17 protein-coding genes are annotated in these 20,431 nt (G+C 37.8%); 6 read left to right on the plus strand and 11 right to left on the minus strand.

All coding sequences use genetic code 11. The features are described from left to right. Nucleotides 1-50 precede the first annotated feature (50 nt). The 5 genes from VJJ03_RS03080 to thiL all read right to left on the minus strand — a co-directional run bounded on the left by VJJ03_RS03080 (nucleotide 51) and on the right by thiL (nucleotide 5,642). A complete protein-coding gene (locus VJJ03_RS03080) occupies nucleotides 51-1,343 on the minus strand; it encodes a phenylacetate--CoA ligase family protein (RefSeq protein ID WP_323973758.1) in 1,293 nt (430 codons plus the stop codon). Between the two features lie 22 nt (nucleotides 1,344-1,365). After that, the gene (yihA, locus tag VJJ03_RS03085; RefSeq protein ID WP_009745798.1) at nucleotides 1,366-1,968 is read right to left on the minus strand and encodes a ribosome biogenesis GTP-binding protein YihA/YsxC; all 603 of its coding nucleotides are present in this window, start codon (nucleotides 1,966-1,968) and stop codon (nucleotides 1,366-1,368) included. Between the two features lies 1 nt (nucleotide 1,969). Continuing rightward, nucleotides 1,970-2,734, minus strand: a complete 765-nt coding sequence (locus VJJ03_RS03090; protein ID WP_323973760.1) for an alpha/beta hydrolase — start codon at nucleotides 2,732-2,734, stop codon at nucleotides 1,970-1,972. 115 nt (nucleotides 2,735-2,849) lie between these two features. Then, a complete protein-coding gene (locus VJJ03_RS03095; protein WP_323973762.1) occupies nucleotides 2,850-4,505 on the minus strand; it encodes an SPOR domain-containing protein in 1,656 nt (551 codons plus the stop codon). Nucleotides 4,506-4,598: 93 nt separating this feature from the next. Beyond that, nucleotides 4,599-5,642, minus strand: coding sequence for a thiamine-phosphate kinase (thiL, locus tag VJJ03_RS03100; protein ID WP_323973764.1), 1,044 nt, complete (start codon nucleotides 5,640-5,642; stop codon nucleotides 4,599-4,601). A 210-nt stretch (nucleotides 5,643-5,852) separates the two neighbouring features. On the opposite strand from thiL, the gene VJJ03_RS03105 reads away from it, so the two are divergent. Together VJJ03_RS03105 and VJJ03_RS03110 are read left to right on the plus strand one after the other, a co-directional pair. Further along, nucleotides 5,853-7,388, plus strand: coding sequence for a helicase HerA-like domain-containing protein (locus VJJ03_RS03105; RefSeq protein ID WP_323973766.1), 1,536 nt, complete (start codon nucleotides 5,853-5,855; stop codon nucleotides 7,386-7,388). Between the two features lie 13 nt (nucleotides 7,389-7,401). After that, nucleotides 7,402-7,974, plus strand: coding sequence for a hypothetical protein (locus tag VJJ03_RS03110; RefSeq protein ID WP_009745792.1), 573 nt, complete (start codon nucleotides 7,402-7,404; stop codon nucleotides 7,972-7,974). A 71-nt stretch (nucleotides 7,975-8,045) separates the two neighbouring features. Here VJJ03_RS03110 and VJJ03_RS03115 read toward each other — a convergent pair whose 3' ends face one another. The 4 genes from VJJ03_RS03115 to VJJ03_RS03130 form a co-directional block, all read right to left on the minus strand. Then, complete coding sequence (locus VJJ03_RS03115; protein ID WP_323973768.1) at nucleotides 8,046-8,855, minus strand: DUF6291 domain-containing protein; 810 nt, start codon at nucleotides 8,853-8,855, stop codon at nucleotides 8,046-8,048. 596 nt (nucleotides 8,856-9,451) lie between these two features. Next, the gene (locus VJJ03_RS03120; protein WP_323973770.1) at nucleotides 9,452-10,630 is read right to left on the minus strand and encodes a porin; all 1,179 of its coding nucleotides are present in this window, start codon (nucleotides 10,628-10,630) and stop codon (nucleotides 9,452-9,454) included. Nucleotides 10,631-10,646: 16 nt separating this feature from the next. Further along, entirely contained in the window at nucleotides 10,647-11,837 is a 1,191-nt protein-coding gene (locus VJJ03_RS03125; protein WP_323973772.1) for a porin, read from the minus strand. 197 nt (nucleotides 11,838-12,034) lie between these two features. Next, nucleotides 12,035-12,856, minus strand: coding sequence for a universal stress protein (locus tag VJJ03_RS03130; protein WP_009745726.1), 822 nt, complete (start codon nucleotides 12,854-12,856; stop codon nucleotides 12,035-12,037). A 233-nt stretch (nucleotides 12,857-13,089) separates the two neighbouring features. Here VJJ03_RS03130 and VJJ03_RS03135 point away from each other — a divergent pair, with 233 nt between their 5' ends. From VJJ03_RS03135 to VJJ03_RS03150, 4 genes are read left to right on the plus strand one after another with little or no spacing between them, the layout of a single operon-like run. Continuing rightward, on the plus strand, nucleotides 13,090-14,193 hold the full coding sequence (locus VJJ03_RS03135; RefSeq protein ID WP_323973774.1) for a formimidoylglutamase: 1,104 nt from the start codon (nucleotides 13,090-13,092) through the stop codon (nucleotides 14,191-14,193). A gap of 22 nt (nucleotides 14,194-14,215) precedes the next feature. Continuing rightward, entirely contained in the window at nucleotides 14,216-16,150 is a 1,935-nt protein-coding gene (locus VJJ03_RS03140) for a putative porin (RefSeq protein ID WP_323973776.1), read from the plus strand. Between the two features lie 43 nt (nucleotides 16,151-16,193). Beyond that, the gene (gene aat / locus VJJ03_RS03145) at nucleotides 16,194-16,874 is read left to right on the plus strand and encodes a leucyl/phenylalanyl-tRNA--protein transferase (RefSeq protein WP_323973778.1); all 681 of its coding nucleotides are present in this window, start codon (nucleotides 16,194-16,196) and stop codon (nucleotides 16,872-16,874) included. Between the two features lies 1 nt (nucleotide 16,875). Further along, entirely contained in the window at nucleotides 16,876-18,057 is a 1,182-nt protein-coding gene (locus tag VJJ03_RS03150) for an aspartate aminotransferase family protein (protein ID WP_323973780.1), read from the plus strand. 1 nt (nucleotide 18,058) lies between these two features. Here VJJ03_RS03150 and dnaG read toward each other — a convergent pair whose 3' ends face one another. Together dnaG and VJJ03_RS03160 are read right to left on the minus strand one after the other, a co-directional pair. Continuing rightward, entirely contained in the window at nucleotides 18,059-20,023 is a 1,965-nt protein-coding gene (gene dnaG / locus VJJ03_RS03155) for a DNA primase (protein WP_323973782.1), read from the minus strand. 9 nt (nucleotides 20,024-20,032) lie between these two features. Continuing rightward, nucleotides 20,033-20,425, minus strand: coding sequence for a VOC family protein (locus VJJ03_RS03160; protein WP_009745733.1), 393 nt, complete (start codon nucleotides 20,423-20,425; stop codon nucleotides 20,033-20,035). Between the last annotated feature and the right edge of the window lie 6 nt (nucleotides 20,426-20,431).

Here is a 20,431-nt window from a genome sequence, read left to right on the forward strand (position 1 = left end):
GGATATGGGAATACTTGGTATGGAAGCTTATAAAGAATATAAACTCAAAATTACTTTCGTTTGTCAATGAATTTTACGGGCTTACGGCTTCCCTTAGGATAAAGTTGTTTTTCTATAGCTTCCACCTGATAGAACTCTATCTTGGGTACCACCCGCATTTTAGCACGGAAGTGATTGGCTATTTCTTCTTTAAGAGCCTCTGAAGGAGTATGAGTGCCTATTTTAATAAGGATTTCATCGGTGAGGATTTCATTATTACTAATTTCTATGATGTAGTTCTCCACTTGAGTGAACTCAGTCAATAAATCCATCAATACAGGGGGGTATAAGGTAGTTCCTTTATATTTTATCATTTGTTGCTTTCTGCCTACCACAGGACTTACTCTTATAGTATTCCTTCCACAAGGGCATTTATCTTGATAAAGAGTTACCATGTCCCCTGTGCGAAAACGTAGCAAAGGCATACCTTCTACTCCAAGAGTGGTAATGGTAAGCTCTCCCAGTTCTCCTAAGGGAAGGGCATTCCCCTGTTCATCCAATACTTCAGTAATAATTAGTTCAGGATGATGGTGACCACCATGTTTATATTCACATTCCGTAAAAGTAGTACTCATCTCAGTAGAAGCATAGGTGGAATATAGCGCAATGGATGGCCATTTTTCCATAATCTTTTGAGTGAGTAAGTTAGGGGAGAAATCCTGTTCACGAAGTGTTTCTCCTATACAAATAACCCCTTTTATAGACGATCTTAAGTAGTCAATATTATTTTTTTCGGCATATTCTATCATTTTCAATAGGAAAGAAGGCACCGCTATCAAATACTTAGGATGGTAAGAGTTTATAGAATCCCATTGGAGTTCTGGAATTCCAGCACCTATACGAACAATGCTTGCCCCAAGCCTACGAATTCCCAGAAAATAAGCCAATCCTGCCATGAATCTTCGGTCAATAGTAGTCATTAGCTGTACGACATCTCCCTTTTGAATTCCTCCGCAGGAGAGAGAAATAGCCTCATTATACGCCAAACGGTCTAAATCCTTATCCGTGAGTCCAAAAGTAACAGGGGTTCCCAGAGTCCCCGAGGTAGAGGCATAGTCCACAATGGCTGTTTTAGGGACACAAAGGAAATCATCATTATAGTACTGGAGGTCATCCTTGGAAGTGGTAGGAAGTCTCTGAAGGTCATCTAAAGTTTTTATTTTCTCTATATCAATATCATTCTCCTTAAATATACGCTGATAATAAGGAGATTTTTCTTTGAGATATTGTAAGAGTTCTTGAAGTTTTTTCTCTTGAAATTGTTGGATTTCAGCTTTACTTTTTTTTTCTATTTCAGGTATCATGGGGATAAACATAAAGAAAATATCAGTGCGTTAATGAATTATTGATATCTTCTATATAATTGAGTATTTCAGTTCTTCCTAACTTATTTACAGAAGAAGAGATAAAGTAAGGAGGCATCTCCTCCCATTGCTCTAAGAGGATTCCCTGATAGGCAGTTATATGTTCCTCTATAAGTTTGTCAGTGAGTTTGTCCGCTTTGGTAAAGATGATAGCAAAAGGGATTGTATTTTCTCCCAGCCATTGCATGAACTCTAAGTCAATCTTCTGAGGCTTATGACGTATATCCACTAAGACAAAAGCACAAACAAGTTCCTTACGTTTCTTAAAATAATCTGTAATAAATTGCTGGAAGACTCTCTTAGACTGCTTGGACACTTGTGCATACCCATACCCCGGCAAATCCACTAAATACCAATTTTTATTAATAAGAAAATGATTGATAAGCTGTGTTTTCCCTGGTTTAGAGGAAGTTTTAGCAAGTCCCTTATGATTGGTAAGCATATTAATAAGGGAGGATTTTCCTACATTAGACCTACCTATAAAAGCATATTCGGCTAATCCATGAGCAGGGCACTTAGCAATCTGAGTATTACTCATTACAAAGGAGGCTTGTCTGATTTCCATCTTACAAGTTATTAGCTGTAAGCCATTTGTTCAATACTTCATTAAACTGGTCTGGATGTTCCATCATAGGAGCATGTCCACATTTGTCTATCCAATAAAGAGAAGCATTAGGTAATAGTTCGTAAAACTCCTCAGCTACTTTCGGCGGTGTCACAGGGTCATTTTTTCCCCAGATAAGACAAGTGGGGGTTTTCATATTTGGTAAATCCTTAGCCATATTATGACGAATAGCACTCTTTGCAATAGAAAGAGTTTTGATCACCTTAGTACGGTCATTTACAATAGCAAATATTTCATCTACCAGCTCCTTAGTAGCTGTTTCAGGGTCATAGAACACATCTTGACATTTCTTTTGAATAAACTCATAACTACCTCGCTTAGGATAACTGTCTCCCATAGCACTTTCGTATAATCCGGAACTCCCTGTAAGGATAAGGGCTTTTACCTTTTTGGGATGTAACTTAGTATAAAGTAACCCTATATGCCCACCTAAAGAATTTCCCAGAAGAATAACCTGATCAAAACCTTTGTGATTAATGAAGCGAGTAAGCCAATTGGTAAGGTTTTTTACTGTACTTGAGAGCAAAGGAAGGTCATATATGGGCAATTCTGGAGCTATTACTTTGTAATTTCTTGAAAAGAACTCAATAGTGCTATCAAAGTTACTAAGCCCCCCCATAAGCCCATGTAATAGGATTATTGGAACTCCCTCACCTTTCTCTATATAGGAGAATTTGTCTTCTTTTTTACGAAAAAGATTTATCATTTCTTTTTGGTTCTATTGACTACAAAAATATAAAATATTTATCAAATAACCTTCTGCATGAAAAAAAATATTTTCAGTTAGCTATATGACATCTGAATAATTAATATACAGCTAATTATTCAACAATAAGTATCCAAACATCTTTCACTTTCTCAAGAGCAGGATTTGCTTTTTTAAGTGTATTTACTTCCCTTTGCTTCTTGAGAGCTTCCTCATAAGTAGGAAGATAATAAGAATAAGCATAATGCAAATTCTTAACAGGATAGAAGAAAGAACCTTCTGCATGCATTCCTTTTTGTCGGAGGTTGAATATGTATTTATCTACATTTTCTTTAGAAGAATAAGCCCCTAAGATAAGATAACAACCTTTCTTTACATTATCTACTTTTATCTTATACACATTAGAAGGGATTTCTGTCTTTTCAGAAACTGACTGTGAGGAAGGCTGTTGTTGTACAGGTTTTGAGATAGGATTTTGAGTATTGGTCACTTTAGCAATACCCGCTTGAGCCACTTCTGTTTTGGGCTGCAGGGTTGTTTTAGGTTGTACTGCAGTTGAGACAGGTTGCTTTTCCTGAGTACTTACAGGTGTTTGGGCTTGATGGGTTACAGGCTTAGGAGTTGGCTTCTTTCCTAGGATTCTATCCACTTCCTCATCCCGTAAGGAAGTGCCCTCTTCCGTATGTATAGCCAACCCCAAGAGGTAAGTATAGAATTCATCATGGGTGGAAGAGAAGTTCACCCTTAGAAAATCACCCCCTACTGGAAATACTTCAAAATCATAATTAGGTACTTCTACAGAGAAAATATCTACCCCTAAAGTATTTTTACTATTAGGCTTTCTTTCCTTAATAATATCTTCTCCATAAGTAATAGAACTATTAAGAAAATTTTTTACTTTTCTTGTTCGTGTTTCCATATAGATACCTACTTTTTGAGAGAAGATTCCCATTTTATTCTCCCCTTGGTCAATATCGGCATCCAATGCAGCTCCTATAAGGCGGGGGAATACTTCTTTTACAGAAGGAATTTTGAAATTAGTAAAGATAACATCCTTACTTTCCTTCACTGCCAAGAAACCATCCTTAATATCTATTTTTCTAAAAGGCTCTTGTGGATTCTCATAAGCGATAACAAGTGCCCACCCAGCGCAAGCTCCACCGGTAATCATTCCTTTAGCAGATCGTATGTTGGCAACAGTGTACTCTCCGTCCAAACGTTTGGCTTCCTGAAGCAGTTTAGTAACATCGGCAAACATCACATAAGGAGCATTTTTGTCAATAAAGCGAGAATCAGTACTACCATCAAAAACAAACTGCCCCTTTACGGAGGTATATTTCCCTTTGGGAAGCTTTAGGAGCACTTCCTCTACAGGTTCTCGTTTGGCATCTGAAATAACTACCTTACCTGCCTTTAACTCTCCTCGTTCAAAGGGATAAGTGGCACTCCAATAGAGTCCCGCAAAAAGAATTTTGCTATTCTTAGGGAGAAGAACATTAGCAGCACTTGAGGAGAAAGTATTCTTATCTTTATCTATATCAATGTATTCCATAGTCTGGTTATCATTGACTTTCATACCTGTTGTAGTATCATCATTAGCCTTATTGGCTGAGAGTTTTTTTCCCTCTTGCCGATTAAGAATATTATTTCCTGTAATATAAAGGTTTCCTTTGGCAAGTACCTTATAGCGAGTGGTCAGCGTATCACTCTCTTGAGCGAGCAGTGTAGCTCCTACAGAAAGGGTAAGGATAAAGCTAAGAACCGTTCTCATAAGCTTAGTTTTTATTTACAAATTTCACAAATTAGGAGGCAAATATACGTAAAAAAAATGAATTTCCTAAGAAATTTTGAATAATTTCACTTTTTATCTAAAAGCATTCCAACCACGAGCTTCCAAAGGAATAGCCTCATTAGCACGAGTAATAAGGTTACAACCTTGTGAAGCATCTGTAATATAACCAATTACACTTAAGTTAGGATTGCCTTTTATCTTATCATAATCTGCTTGGGAAATAGTAAAGAGTAGTTCATAATCTTCTCCACCACTGAGGGCTACCATAGTACTACTGAGGTTAAATTCCTCACAAGCATTTATTAGCACAGGATCAAGAGGAATTTTTTCTTCCATTAAGCGACACCCTACTTGAGATTGTTTACAGATATGCAAAAGCTCAGAGGAAAGCCCATCACTGATGTCCATCATGGAAGTAGGCTTCACTCCCAATTTTTCCAATAAGAGTACTATATCTTTACGTGCTTCAGGCTTAAGTTGCCTTTCAATAAGGTATTGATAGGGTTCCAAATCTGGTTGCAAATTAGGATTTACCTTGAACACCTCATTTTCTCTTTCCAATACCTGTAATCCCATATAAGCACTTCCTAAATCACCACTCACTACAATAAGATCATTTTCCTTAGCTCCATTGCGATAAACAATTTTCTCTAAAGGTGCCTTCCCTATGGAGGTAACCGAGATAATCAGTCCTCGCAAGGAAGAGGTAGTATCTCCGCCTACCAAATCAACCTTATAAATATCACAAGCCAAGCGAATTCCTTCATAAAGCTCTTCTAAAGCTTCCAAAGGAAAACGATTGGAGACAGCTATGGACACAGTAATTTGAGTAGCTATTGCATTCATAGCATAAATATCGGAAAGATTCACCATTACCGCTTTGTATCCCAGATGTTTTAAGGGCATATAGGAAAGGTTAAAGTGAACACCTTCTATAAGCAAATCCGTAGAAATAACTGCTTTTTCATGGGCAAAATCTATCACGGCTCCATCATCACCAATGCCTTTGAGAGAGGAAGGGTTACGTAAGGGAAAACCTTGTGTGAGGATATCTATCAGTCCAAACTCTCCTATTTGCTCAAGCGAAGTTTTGTGAATGTTCTTATCTTCTAACATAGAATAGAATACTAATTTTGAGGGCAAAGGTACAAATAATAATGATTCATTAGCTAATGATTTGTGATTAATTTTACTAAGGAATAAAATTCATATTCCTTTCTATTTTTATTCTTTTTGAAATAAAATTTCGTTAAAACACTATTTTTTTCAAGGAAAATAAGTACTTTTGCACCCAAATAACTTCTTTTACTTTCTACTTTAAATAAAATGAGCTTAGAAGAATTCAAAAAAACCATTCAAGCAGGTTACACTGTGGATGGAAAATATATCACACTGGGAGGAGCTATGTATCAGGGAAAAGCAATAGCAGATTTGTTTGTAAATATTCCCTTAAAGAATCTCAATAGGCATGGACTTATTGCAGGGGCAACAGGAACTGGTAAAACAAAAACCCTTCAGGCTCTTACCGAAAATCTCTCCAAGGAAGGAGTACCTACCTTGCTTATGGACCTTAAGGGAGACCTCAGTGGAATTACAGCTATTGGAGAAGAAAAACCTTTTATCAAAGAGCGTCATGCTCAGATGAACTTACCCTATCTTCCAGAGGCTTTCCCTGTAGAGTTGCTAACCATTTCCAAGCAGGATGGCGTGCGTATGCGTGCCACAGTCTCCGAATTTGGTTCTGTCCTCCTCTCTCGTATCTTAGATCTTTCCGATGTGCAGGAAGGAGTCCTTGCCGTAGTGTTCAAATACTGTGATGACCACCAGTACCCTCTCTTAGACCTAAAAGACCTTAAGAAGGTACTCCAATATGCCACTGAGGAAGGAAAAAGTGAATTTGAATCTGAATACGGGCGAGTATCCTCTTCTTCTACCAGTGCCATTTTACGTAAGATAGTAGAACTTGAAAATCAAGGAGCAGAACTCTTTTTTGGTGAAAGAAGTTTTGAACCTGAAGATCTCCTACATACAGATGAAAAGGGTAGGGGAGTGGTTAATATTATTCGCCTAACCGATATACAAGACCGCCCCAAGATGTTCTCTACCTTCATGCTTTGTTTATTAGCCGAAATCTATAACACTTTCCCAGAAATAGGAGACCAGGATAAGCCTAAACTCGTTATCTTTATTGATGAAGCACACCTGATATTCAATCAGGCTTCTAAGGCATTACTTAACCAACTGGAGAATATTGTCAAACTTATTCGTTCCAAAGGAGTAGGGATTATTTTCTGTACACAAACTCCTACAGATGTACCCGATGCAGTACTCTCTCAGTTAGGATTGAAAATTCAACATGCCTTACGTGCTTTCACAGCCAAAGATCGCCAAGCCATTAAGCTTACAGCTCAGAACTATCCTGAAACTTCCTTCTATAATGTACCTGAATCCCTTACTTCACTGGGAACAGGAGAGGCTTTTGTAACAGCTCTTGATGCTAAAGGACGTCCTACACCTTTGGTGGCAACTATGATGAGAGCCCCTATGAGCCGCATGGATATTCTCTCTGATAATGAAATTAAGGAAGTCCTACAACACTCTTCCTTGAAAAAGAAATACAATGAGGTGATAAACCGAGAAAGTGCTTATGAGATACTCAATGCTAAGATTGCTAATACTAATGCTGCTTCAGCTAAAGAGGAAACCTCTAAAAAGACGGAAACAAGAACCCCTAATACAGCCACAGCCCCTAAAGCTACTCCCAAAAAGAGTACTGCTCAAAACCCAATAGTGAAACTACTAACCAGCGCTACTTTTGTCCGTGGTGTCTTTGGTGTACTGAGTAAACTGATGAAAAAATAATAAACCTGTCCCAATGAGTAAAAAAGATATTTTTAAAAGATTCCTTCCTATAGTTATAGTAACTATATTAATGAGTGCTTGTTCAAAGACAGATAAAAAATTCTTAATTACTAATAACAGTGTAGGAGAACTAACTAAAAGTACTAAAATAATCCAGTTGGATTCTCTTTATAGAAATGATTCATTAGTTAAAACATCTCTTGAAGGAGAATTTAGGTATATAAGTGATGAACGATTTCTTGTCTTTGAGAAAGGAAAAGGAAAAAAACAGTTACTGGAACTTACTCCTAGTATTCCTCAGGAAGGTAAGCCTCAGTATATACAAGGAGTTCAGGTATTAGATGGTCGCTATGCGACTGACAAAAATATCTCATTGAGAAGTACTTTCGGTGAAATTAAAAAAGTATATAAAGAGTTTGACTTTGAGCAATTGATTTCCACAGTAGTAGTTATGCCTAAAGGAAGTAACCTTTTCTTTACTTTTGATCAGAATGACTTACTTCCTCCCTTGGATGATACCTATACTATAGAGAGTATTCCAGAGGATGCTAAAGTAAAAAGCCTAATGATCAATTGGGTACACTAAGCCTATCATATAAAAAAGCTATATTTTTCACTCACATACTCACTCACACGACTATATTTTTCACTTTTCACTTAATCTAGGTATACCGCCTGCCCGTGTTCATTCATTCCAAAGGTTCTGTATCTGGGGTATTGTGCTTGTTCTTCGGCTTTTTTCTGCTTCTCTACCGCCTCCTCCTGTTTCCTTTTCCGGATCCAATTCTTAAAATGGCTACAGTAGTCCCGAATATCTTTCTCATATTCTCCCTGTGATTCCAAGTGTTCGTGGAACTGACACAAGAGCTTAGAGAGCTGTTGCTTATCGTTGATATTTAGTATCTTGAACATTACTTGTGTGAGCCTTTCATTGCTAAGGTATTCTTCCTTAAGTGCTTCTATGGGTTTAATCTCCCAGTATGTATTTCTTTTTTTAGGAATATAGGGAACAATCTGGTCTATAGAGATACTTTCCATAGAATTATGGGCAGGCTCCGCTATGTTTTCCTCTTTTTTAGTTTCTTTTCCCTTGGAAGGACGGGCTTTTTTACTACGAGCCTCCTCTTCAGCTTCTTCTAAGGAGAGTTCTTGGGCTACTACTTTGTTGTAAAGCTCAGGATGCCACCGCTTAAGGTTTCCCATACGTCCCTTTTTTCTGTTATTCACGGCGCTTTGGTGCCACTGTTTGGCTTCTCGGTTGAACTGAGCCTTGAAGGAGGCAAAGGCAATTCGAGTTACAAAGTCATCCACAGGGAAGGGAGGAATCTCTTGCGGTTGAGGGTCAAGGTGATTGTTTAGGTGTTGCTGATAGGCTCTGATGGTTTTGAAGAGCTTACCGGCTTGTTCGTCGGTGAGCTCGTCCAGTACTTCGAGCATGTCATTGTAGAGGATGAAGAATTTTTTCATAATAATGAAGAGATTTGTTTACTGAAATCATGAAGCTGAAGGGCGATGTGCTTCCTTCAATAACACCGCAAATATACAACATTTTTGTAGCTATGTCAAGGAAAAACAGACAGAGAAGTGTCCACCCCTTAATAAGTGAAAAACGAAAAGTGAAAAACGAAAAATTCTTCACTTTTAACTTTTAACTATTCACTTTTAACTGTTCACTATTTACTATTCACCCACATACCCAGCTGTGGGCACTCGCTGGCTATACTGTTCACCCACATACTCGCTCACGCGACTTTACTGTTCGCTATTCATTGTTCACTGTTCATTATTCATTATTCACTATTCACTGTTTACTGTTCACTTTCAAAGGAGGGTAAAGAATCCTTTTTCTTGAAAAATGGAGAAGTCGCTGGTGATGATGAATGATTTCGTTATTTGTTCCTTATTTTATTTCTTCTTCTTCTTTATTTTTTTGTATTTGTATTTTTCTTCTTTTTTGTCTTTGTTTTAAGCGATAACAGGGATAGTAAGTATCGCACACGGCGAGTGTGGGATATACTTGTTACAAACATTTGTGACTTTCTAAACTCTAAGTGATCTGGATTCTATTTTTTAAGTATGGGGAGCGTGAAATAGGCACCAATGGCAAAGCGGTGTAGTTGTTCTTTATCCATAGCCAGTTCCTTAGCGTATTGAATAGTATTGCCCACATAAGCTATATAAAATCGCAAATCCTGCGTTCTAAAAGGGGCATATTGCCCGGCAAGAAAGTAAATATAATTGGTTCTGAGTTGTTCATTGTGTATATTTCTGCTTCCAGTAAGTTCTACTCCTATCTTAGCCGTCGCACTCCAATGGTCATCTATTTGGTAATCATACCGAGAGACAGCGCATTTGTATACAATATTCTTGCGCATAGTATAATTCCCTTCTACGAGTCCATCACTTATGCTAAGCAAGCGAGAGGAAGTTAGTCCAAAATCAGCCCCCATGTGTGAATATACTAAATCCAAATAGACAGTATGAGGATCTGACTGAAACTTATTCCCTAAGGAGAGGGAATGCGTATAGTAACCTTGAGCAAATTGAGAAATATTATACGTATATTTGGTCTTAAATTTGCCTTTGAACAAATTGGCATTCCAAAGGAAATAGGCGCCTATAGGTGCTTTAGAAGCTGTGTAATCACTGGTAGAAAAATTATTATTGCTTAAGTGATTACTGAAAGATTCGTTCAGTGTATTATGAAGCTGTACTCCTATCTTATGTTGGTCATTAATCTTATAAGTGAGTTGTACCCCCGCTAAGAATACATTAGCATATACCCCATTGAGATAATCGGTAAAAATATATTCATAGAGTGGATTAATATCCTGTTCAAAGGAACCCATAGCAGAGAGTTGTTTACCAACCATTGCCTCCCAACGTTTTTGTTTTCCGAATCGGTAAGATAGGTAGGCATAATCCAACCCCACAGAAGCGTTGTCCTGTGAGGTAGGGGAGAGGGGACGATTTAGGCGAAAGCGAACTCTGTAGGACAAATCCTCATTATAATCCCCTTGAAAGTTCAACCGAGCGTTATCAATCTGAAAATGAGAAGAAGAAAGCCTCTCCTGAGTATGCTTATCCGATATGAATCCTCCACGGAAGTAAAGTTCTAATTTCATCCTCTTAGAAGAGGTAGGTTCTAGGGAATCCTTCTTTTCAAGCATTTGTTCCTGTCCTAATAGGCTCTGTCCCAGTAGGCAAAATGCCATGATAACGACTGTTTTTTTATTTATCATATCAAGAATAGTTGATTTATCTTTTACTTTTTACTTTTTCTCTTTTTATTACTGGCAATGTATAGGACGCTCCTAAACTGAAGCGGTGTAGTTGCTCTTCAGGTAGCTTTAATTCTTCTATATAGGAGACTGTTTTGCCTATATAAGCCAGATGTACCCTAAAATCAGTATTACCAAAGGGAGCATACTGTAGGGCTAAGGCATATATATAATGGGTACGAAAATGCTCATTTAGAGAATTCCTGCTGCCTAAAAACTCTATTCCTCCCTTTGCCGAAGCGCTCCACAAGGGAGTAATCTGGTATTCATAACGGGAAATAAGTCCTTTGTATACCGTATTCTCATATACTTCATAATTACCTGGAGTACGTCCCTCATATTGGCTTAGTATCTTTGAAGAAAGTAATCCATAGTCAGCCTCCATGTAGGCATAATACAAATCCAAGTAGGCTAAATGCTTTCCTACTTCAAGCCAATTCCCCAAAGAGAAAGTATGGGTATACTTTCCTTGAGCAAATTGTGAGAGGTCATAGGAATAATGGGTCTTGAACTGATGATCCCCAAACTCACCTTTCCAATAAATAAGACCTCCTATAGGTAATTTGGAAGGAAGTAAAGAAGGGCTAATAAAGCCCCTTTTCTCCAAGAAAGAATGAAAGGATTCATTTAGAGTATTATGAAGCTGAAAGCCTATTTTTTGAGTATTATTAAAGGTATACTCTACCTTCGCTCCTGCTACAAAAGGATTAACTACATAGTTTAGATAATCCCCATAAATATATTCATACAAGGGGTGTATCGTTAGTTCGTAGGAGCCAATTGCTTCACATTGTTTGCCGATGGTTACCTCCCATTGACGATTTTTGCCAAGACGATAGAGCAGATAGGCATAGTCTAATCCTACAGCAGTATTATCCAAATCTGTAATAGTAAGCGGGCGGTTTAGCCTAAAGCGTACTTGGTAGGATAGCGCCTTATTATAATCTCCTTGAAGGTTTAGCCATGTGTCCTCAAACTGGAAATGAGCTGAGGAATGAGTAAGGGAGGGATTGTCTGAAAAAAAATTACCACGAAAATAACATTCTATATTTGTTCTCCCCAGAGAAAAAGGTGTAGAAAGTGTGTCCCTTACCAAGGATTCTTTTTCCCTTGCAAAAGTAATAGAAGTAATAAGCGGTAAGAAAAAAATAAATATAATTTTTTTCATAAAAAAAATTTAATGAGCAAAAGTAAGAATTTTAGTCTTAATATCCTAAAAAGAATTTTCTAATTAACAAAAATAAGGTTATTTTATGGGTAATTAACTTGTTTTAACAAAGATATTCTAAAAAGATAGTCCGAAATAAGCCTTTAAAGAACTCACTTCGGACAATCTCCATGAAAAAATTAAAATGAAATTAAAAGTTACAGTTTAATAGTGAGGACAGGTTTTTCAGAATGATTTACAATATCCTCACTGATACTGCCGTTGAACAAATGCATAAGAGTGCTTTGCTTGGTAGGGAACATACAGATAAGGTCTCCTTGGTTATCTTCGGCAAAGTGGATAATTCCTTCTTCTATAGAGAAGTCACTATACATGTGTATGCTATGGGTGAGTATTTCACCATGTTCCTTAGAGAAGTTGTCAATAAGTGTTTTTATCTCTCTGCTTGAATTAAAATGATAAGGTGTATTGATATATACGAAATCAATTTTAGCTCCTAAAATATTAGCAAAGGCAATGGCTTTCTCAAAGGCTTTTACATATCTCTGGGAGAAATCGCAGGCAAAAACCATTTTTTTCACTTTGGAAATATCGGTTTTATCCTTGATAACCAAAACAGGAATAGGGGAGGTACGTACTATCTTTTCTGCATTGGAGCCTAAGAAAAGTTCTTTAGAACCAGAGGCTCCTGTGGAACCCATAACTATAAAGTCAATGGATTCTTTTTCTAGTAGGATTCTTACAGCATTGGTAAGGGTTGCAGTTTCTACAAGAGTTTCAACAGTAACTCCTTGAGAGGAAAGTGTTTCAGAAACTTTTTTAATGTTAAAACTTGCTTCTTTCATAAAGAAAAGTTCCTCAGGAAGTACGGAGGTTGTCTCTGTTACGAAGCGCTGAGGCAACTCTACACAGTGCAACAACAGAATGGTAGCTCCATTCTTTTTTGCCAAATCCACCGCAACTTCTACGGCGTAATTAGAGTGCTCAGAAAAATCAATAGGAACGAGAATGTTTTTCATGGGAGTTAAAGTTTATTTAGTTAGACAATTCTTGAATTATTACGCTGTAAAATTACGTTTTTATATTCAAAAAAACAAATTATTTTCCCTTGATTTTTACCAAAAAATAAAAGAATAAATACTAATAAATATAAAAATATAGGGAGGTAATTCATAAAATTACCTAAAAATATTAGAGTACAATTTTAAATATGTATTTTTGCACACCTTTAAATCATTAGATATTTTTTAGTGTGTTAGATTTTTTATACCCTATAGAAGATTATTTCACCCAGCATATATATCTTGCCCAGACCATTGGAGGGAAGATACATAAGCATACCCGCAAAGGAGGACTTCCCTCTTTGAAAGGGGTACAGGTGGCTATTTTTTCCCTAACCAATAGTGAAAATATTCTTAAGAACTCTTTCAGAGAGCATTTTTATTCTCTTTATTTAGGAAATTGGAACCTTACTTTGGCTGATTTAGGAAATATTCCTGAGGGAACCACACAGGAGGATACTTTTTTAGCGATTAAGGAAACCGTTTCTTTCCTGCTCAAAGAAGGTATTATCCCTATTCTTGTGGGAGGGGGAGTTGAGAATACTTATGCCCTTTACCGTGCTTTTGATAATATGGAGCAGATGGTTAACCTCACTGCAGTCAATGCACTTTTTGATTTTGGAGATGGACAAGAAATCTTCTCTGAGGATAGCTATATGAGCCGTATCCTTATGGAAAACCCTACACATCTGAACCATTTTACCAATATAGGTTATCAAACCTATTACAATCCACAGGAGTCCATGGATTTGCTGCAGAAAATGTTCTTTGATTTCTATCGCTTGGGGGAAATTACCAGCTATATGGAACAGGTAGAGCCTATTCTGAGAAATACAGACTTGGTAAGCCTTAATATGACCGCTGTCCAAGCCGCTGATATTGATATGCCAGAGAATTTTGTTAATGGTTTTACCTCTCGTGAAATATGTGCCGTAAGTCGCTATGCAGGACTTAGTTCACAGATGGCAGCCTTGGGAGTCTTTAATGTACCTACTTCTGTCAGAGGAAGAATGCTTACCGGAGAGGTACTCTGGTATTTTATAGAAGGAATCAATTACCGAGTGAAGGAATTCCCTACTATTGAGGATAAGAACTATACCAAGCACATTGTCCTTTTGGATGACTTTACCATAGATTTTTACAAAAGTAACCGTACAGGTCGTTGGTGGATCCTCCCCAGTGAAGATAGCAAAGGGATAGCCATGCTCCCTTGTACTGAAAGAGACTATCAAAAAGCCTGTGAAGGAGTCATCCCTCAACGTTGGTGGAACCTCCATCAGAAATCCTTGTTGTAATATAAAGAATAGAAACGAAAGTATGCCCAAGAAACTACTTTTTCTTTTGACTTTCTTCCTTTCTGTAGGAATTTTTGCTCAGGACAGTATCCGTTTTAAGTCCGTCCGTCCCAAACCTAAGAAAAAGGATAGTATAGAGCTTTCCTCGCGGGATTATAAGCGTATTTCTATCTTCCGTGATACCATTGCTATAGATACCACCCTTACTCTTAAGGCTATGTATAAGCAAAATCCTGTTAGAAAAGATATGTTCGCCTATGTTCCCTTTGAGAATATGGGGCAAACTTATACATCCCTTGCATACGATTATCGGACTTCTGAACTCTCTCCTACTTTTGGAATGCGTGGAAATAAGTTTTATTTTATAAAATCACAGGAGGTTCCCTATTATTATATACCTACCCCTATGACAGAGTTTTCTTTTAAATCAGGACTCTCGCAAGGGCAGATGTTACAGTCCTTTTTTTCGGCAAATATCACGCCAGAATTCAACCTCTTTATACGCTATAATGCCTTACGCTCTTTAGGAGATTATAAGAATATCCTATCCTCTGTAGGTAATTTCTTGGCAGGATTCTCCTATTATTCTAAGAATAAAAAATACCTAATCATGGCTCATTATGCCAACCAAGAGGTGAATCGTCAGGAGAATGGAGGATTGCTCTACCCAGAACAATTCTACCAAGGAGACCCGCAGTTTCGCAATCGAGCAAGGTTAGATGTAGCCCTTTCCGATGCTACTTCGGAAGAGAACTCAAAACGTTATTTTATCCAACATCAGTATAATTTCCTACGTCCCATGAAGGAGGAGGGAAATTCTGAGATATTGCTTAAGCATCAGTTCCTCTACCAAACAGAAAATTACTATTATGATCAACCTGAGGTGGCACCTAATGCTTTTTTAGGAGAAAGTTTTACTCTTAAGAACCTCCGTGATAAGCATGCATTGCGGGCATTGACCAATCGCTTGGGAGCAGAACTCTCCTTACCTTATTTGGGTAAGACTTTTCTTTATGGAAAGAGCTATTTCTATAACTATTTTGCTAAGGGAATTTTCGTAGATACTTCCGGAAATTTCATTCCTCACCAGATAAAAGGAACGGATTATGGATTAGGAGCTCAATGGAAGAAAACTTATAAGGGATTTGCTATCAATGCACAGGCAGAGCAAATGATTATAGGAAAATTACTTGGCACGGAAATTGCAGGAGATATATCATATATCTTTGATGAGAAAAATAGAATCACAGCAGGAGTGAATGTGACTTCTAAAGTACCTAATTTTAACTTCTTACTTTACCAAAGTGATTATAAAAATTATAATTGGTATCATCTTGATGATTTCTCTAAGGAAAATATACAAACACTCTTTGCTTCAGCACAAACACAATGGGGAAACCTTTCTTTGGATATTACCAATATCAATAATTATACTTATTTTCAATTACAACCAGCAGTAAATGGTCAGAAAAGACAATCCAAGCCCGCTCAATATGGTGGAAATATACAATATTTGAAACTTATAGGAGAAAGAGAATTTCGTTATGGAAAATGGGGATTAGAAAATACCCTTATGTACCAGCAGGTATTACAAAATAATGAAAATGTATTCAATGTTCCTCTATTCACCACACGTAATACTCTTTATTTTACCTCTTATTTATTTAAAAAAGCGATGTTCTTGCAAACAGGGCTTACTTTTAAGTACTTTACACGTTATTATGCCGATGAATATAATCCTTTATTAGCAGATTTTCAGGTACAATCTGCTGAGAAGATAGGAAACTACCCTGTAACCGATTTTTTTCTCAATGCCAAAGTGAGAACTATGCGTATCTTCTTTACAGTGGAACACTTGGAAGCACTATTGGGAAATTATAATTATTATGCAGCTCCTTCCCAGCCTTATCGTGACTGGAAAGTGCGATTAGGTATTATCTGGTATTTCTTTAAGTAGAGATATTTTTATTTTGTTATTAACCTTTTTTTAACCAATTACCATGTACATATTAACCCAAAATCTGTATTTTCCACCTGTGGAGCAAGCCGATAAGACAGGTATTCTTGCCATAGGAGGAGACCTTTCTATTCCACGACTTATCTTAGCCTATAAGAGTGGCGTTTTTCCTTGGTATAATGAGGATGAGCCTATTATTTGGTGGGCGCCTCCTAAAAGAATGGTGGTATATCCTGAACATTATAAGGTACCTAAGAGTATGCGTAATATTCTCAATAGAAAATTATTCACGGTAACCTTTAACCAAAATTTTTTTCAGGTGATTTCCTTCTGTAAAAATATTTTCCGCAAAGACCAGCAAGGAACTTGGATTACAGATGAAATAGTAACTGCTTATACACGATTGCATGATTTAGGTCTGGCTCACTCGGTGGAAGTATGGCAAGATCAACAACTCGTAGGAGGACTCTATGGAGTGGATTTAGGTAACGGTATTTTTTGTGGAGAAAGTATGTTCTCTAAAGTATCTAATGCAAGTAAGGTAGCTTTCTTCACCTTACTCAAGTGGATGAAGGAGAGGAAATATCTGCTTTTGGATTGCCAAATATATAATGATCACTTGGCAAATCTGGGCTCTAAGGAAATCCCTCGCACCGAATATATGAAGATTCTTTTACAAGGCAATATATCTCTTAGAATTAAGAAAATGAAACAATCAAAATAATATGAATAAAGATTTTTTACAATATCAAGCACCTACTTCTCTGTACCCTTTAGGATTGGAAGTTGCTCGTGCAGAAGGATCCTATATATATGATATTCAAGGAAAGGCTTATTTGGATTTGGTAGCAGGGGTCTCCGCTTGTACATTGGGGCATTGCCATCCTAAGGTAGTTAAAGCCATACAGGAACAAGCGGCTAAGTATATGCATGTAATGGTATACGGAGAGTATGCTCAATCCCCTGCTGTGGAGTACTGCAGGCTATTGGCAGAGCATTTACCTGAACCACTGGAAACTACTTACTTGGTTAATTCCGGTACAGAAGCCATAGAGGGAAGTATTAAGCTGGCTAAGCGTGCTACAGGACGTTCGCAAATCATAGCAGCTCGCAAAGCCTATCATGGTAATACACAAGGTTCCTTAAGTATTATGGATTATGAACTCCGTAAGCAACCCTTCCGCCCTCTTATCCCTGATGTAGCATGGATAGAGTTCAATAATGAAGCTGAATTAGAGAAAATTACTACCCGGACTGCAGGGGTGGTTTTGGAGACTATCCAAGGAGGAGCTGGCTTTATTACTCCTGAGAATGATTATTTAGCAAAGGTGAAAAAGCGCTGTGATCAGGTAGGAGCACTGCTTATCTTGGATGAGATACAGCCAGGATTTGGACGCACAGGAAAGCTCTTTGGATTCTTAAATTATAATGTAGTCCCTGATATTATAGCTATTGGTAAGGGAATGGCAAGCGGACTTCCCTGTGGGGCTTTTGTAGCCTCTTATGACCTTATGCACCTCTTGGCAGATAAGCCTAAGATGTCCCACATCACTACCTTTGGAGGAAATTCTGTGGTGGCAGCAGCCTCTTTGGCTACCTTGAATGAACTGCTCACTACGCACTTAATGGAGCAAACCTTAGAGAAAGAGCAACTTTTCCGTAAGTTCCTCAAGCACCCTAAAATAAAATCAGTGAATGGAAAAGGACTTATGTTGGCTGCTATCATGGAGGATGAGGCACTGGCAAATCACGTAATCCTATATGCCTATGAGCACGGTTATATCTTCTTCTGGCTACTCTTTGAACTTAGAGCCGTAAGAATTTCTCCACCCCTTACTATCACAGAGGAAGAAATAGAAAAGGCTTGCGCTATGATATTGGAAGCAATTGAAAATTATAAAAAATAGCCTACATATTCCATCCCAATCGGCGACCAATGATATTCTTTAAGGTATTGTATTCTATCACTTCCTGAAGTGACCAAGAGGGATCGCCATCTTCATTCTCTATGGTAATGATTTCCTCACGTAAGGATTCTATTTTTTTATCAATGAGCCTTTTGCGAAGGTTTAGAATAATACTCGTAATAGCATAAGGAAGGTCTTCATCCTTGTCCTTGACCACTACATCTTTCCGTGCCCAATCATGTAAGTGCAAGTCTTCCTCTTGAGCTTGGAAGGAGGCTACCAGAGAAGCCATAGAGGGTGGAATTTTATTGATAATGAGGGAAATGTCCTGTAATCCTTCTTGATATTGGTCTATGAAAAAGGTATAGAGCTCCCTAAACTCTGGAGTGGATAGCTCTATCTCATCGGCTTGTAGTTCAAGAAATAGCTTTTCATACACCTTCATTTTTTGGGTGGTTTCTTGTATTTTTTCCTCTCCTGTATCTGGGTCATAGTATAAGAATTTTTCCTCAAAATTGCATTCTTTCTGTCCGTATAGAAGTAGGTATTTGATAAGGTCTTTCTCCAAATAGGTAACAGGATTTACAGCTATAGGATTCTCTGTTACTTGAGATGGAGTTTCCTTTTGTGCCCTTTTGAGTTCCTGGTTGGCTTTGATAAGTTGTCGTTGGTTGATTTGGGCGAGGGAAGTGAAGAGTACCTCCTCTGAAATCTCCATAATTTGAGCACATTCACGCACATAAATTTCTCGCTTGATAGGATCAGAAATTTTGGAAATACTCTCAATCATGTCCCGAATGGTATCGGCTCTCTTGAGAGGGTCATTCTGTGCCTCCTTCATGAGTAAGGAGGCTTTGAAGCGGATAAAATCTTGTGTATGTTCCTTAAAGTATTCTTGAATTTCTTCTAAAGAATATTCTTTAGCAAAACTATCGGGGTCTTCTCCTTCAGGAAAGGTACAGATTCGTACATTCATTCCCTCAGCAAGGATCATATCCACCCCGCGAATAGCTGCCCTAAGTCCTGCTGAATCTCCATCATAGAGAACTGTAATGTTGGGAGTAAGTCTGCGAATAAGGCGAATTTGCTCCTGTGTAAGGGCTGTGCCGCTGGAGGCAACCACATTCTTAATGCCTCGTTGGTAGAGCTGAATAACATCTGTATATCCTTCTACCAAATAACAGATATCTTCTTTGGAAATAAAGGGTTTGGCTTGGAAGATACCATATAATATATTACTCTTATGGTAGATGTCACTTTCAGGAGAGTTAAGGTATTTGGCTACCTTTTTCTCTTGAGAGAGGATACGTCCTCCAAAGCCCAAAACACGTCCACTCATGGAGAGAATAGGGAACATTACACGTCCTTTAAAACGGTCTATCTTACGGTTATCTTCCTTAATGATAGTAAGTCCTGTCTTTTCTAAGAAAGACAATTTCATTCCTTTGCTTAGTGCCTCATCGGTGAAGGCTGTCCAGTTATCTGGAGAATATCCCAGTTGAAAGGTCTGAATCATTTCATCAGTGAATCCCCTTTCTTTAAAATAAGTAAGTCCTAAGGCTTTTCCTTCTTCGGACTCAAGCAGAGTCCTGTGGAAATAATCTCGGGCAAACTCACTGACTAAGTACAGCCCCTCCTTTTCATTAGCCTTGTTTTTCTCTTCTTCATTTTGTTGGGTCTCCTCAAGCTCTATATGATACTTTTTGGCTAAGTAATGAATGGCTTCTACATACGAAAAATGCTCATATTCCATAAGGAAGGCAATGGCATTTCCTCCCTTCCCACTACTGAAATCTTTCCAAATTTGTTTGGAAGGGGACACAGAGAAACTTGGCGTACGTTCATTGGTAAAAGGGCTTAATCCTTTGTAACCGGAACCTGCACGCTTTAGTTGGATGAAATCACCAATGACTTCTTCCACACGAATGGCATCATATACCTTATCTATACTCTCTTTGGTAATCACATCTATATATTAATCCTCATATAATTCAATAGGAAATCCATCAGGGTCTTCCAAAAAAGCAAAACGCTTACCCGTATATTCATCTGTGCGAATAGCCTCACAGGCTACCTCTTTGCTCTTTAGGTAGGCAATAGCTTTTTCCAGATTCTTTACAGCCAAAGCCAGATGCCTTCCTCCACAAGCCTCCGGCTGACTAAGTCGCTTGGGAGGATTAGGAAAAGAAAATAATTCAAGAACATATTCTCCATGAAGGCATAAGTCCAACTTAAAAGATTGCCTTTCCACTCTATAATGCTCTTCCCGTATGGTAAAGGGTAATATTTCTGTATAAAAGTACTTTGACTTTTGGTAATGGCTACAAATAATTGCTATATGATGTATTTTCTCTATTTCTAATGTCATAATTTT

Origin of the sequence: Capnocytophaga sp. G2 (assembly GCF_035282625.1) — a bacterium.
Lineage (GTDB): Bacteria > Bacteroidota > Bacteroidia > Flavobacteriales > Flavobacteriaceae > Capnocytophaga.

Excerpts from the sequence above, each read along its gene's own strand:
- VJJ03_RS03105 (WP_323973766.1), top strand. The coding sequence starts at position 5,853 with ATGAGCTTAGAAGAATTCAAAAAAACCATTCAAGCAGGTTACACTGTG.
- VJJ03_RS03110 (WP_009745792.1), top strand. The coding sequence starts at position 7,402 with ATGAGTAAAAAAGATATTTTTAAAAGATTCCTTCCTATAGTTATAGTA.
- VJJ03_RS03130 (WP_009745726.1), bottom strand. The coding sequence starts at position 12,856 with ATGAAAAACATTCTCGTTCCTATTGATTTTTCTGAGCACTCTAATTAC.
- VJJ03_RS03095 (WP_323973762.1), bottom strand. The coding sequence starts at position 4,505 with ATGAGAACGGTTCTTAGCTTTATCCTTACCCTTTCTGTAGGAGCTACA.
- VJJ03_RS03160 (WP_009745733.1), bottom strand. The coding sequence starts at position 20,425 with ATGACATTAGAAATAGAGAAAATACATCATATAGCAATTATTTGTAGC.
- VJJ03_RS03090 (WP_323973760.1), bottom strand. The coding sequence starts at position 2,734 with ATGATAAATCTTTTTCGTAAAAAAGAAGACAAATTCTCCTATATAGAG.
- VJJ03_RS03120 (WP_323973770.1), bottom strand. The coding sequence starts at position 10,630 with ATGATAAATAAAAAAACAGTCGTTATCATGGCATTTTGCCTACTGGGA.
- thiL (WP_323973764.1), bottom strand. The coding sequence starts at position 5,642 with ATGTTAGAAGATAAGAACATTCACAAAACTTCGCTTGAGCAAATAGGA.
- VJJ03_RS03080 (WP_323973758.1), bottom strand. The coding sequence starts at position 1,343 with ATGATACCTGAAATAGAAAAAAAAAGTAAAGCTGAAATCCAACAATTT.
- VJJ03_RS03115 (WP_323973768.1), bottom strand. The coding sequence starts at position 8,855 with ATGAAAAAATTCTTCATCCTCTACAATGACATGCTCGAAGTACTGGAC.
- yihA (WP_009745798.1), bottom strand. The coding sequence starts at position 1,968 with ATGGAAATCAGACAAGCCTCCTTTGTAATGAGTAATACTCAGATTGCT.
- VJJ03_RS03150 (WP_323973780.1), top strand. The coding sequence starts at position 16,876 with ATGAATAAAGATTTTTTACAATATCAAGCACCTACTTCTCTGTACCCT.
- VJJ03_RS03140 (WP_323973776.1), top strand. The coding sequence starts at position 14,216 with ATGCCCAAGAAACTACTTTTTCTTTTGACTTTCTTCCTTTCTGTAGGA.
- VJJ03_RS03125 (WP_323973772.1), bottom strand. The coding sequence starts at position 11,837 with ATGAAAAAAATTATATTTATTTTTTTCTTACCGCTTATTACTTCTATT.
- aat (WP_323973778.1), top strand. The coding sequence starts at position 16,194 with ATGTACATATTAACCCAAAATCTGTATTTTCCACCTGTGGAGCAAGCC.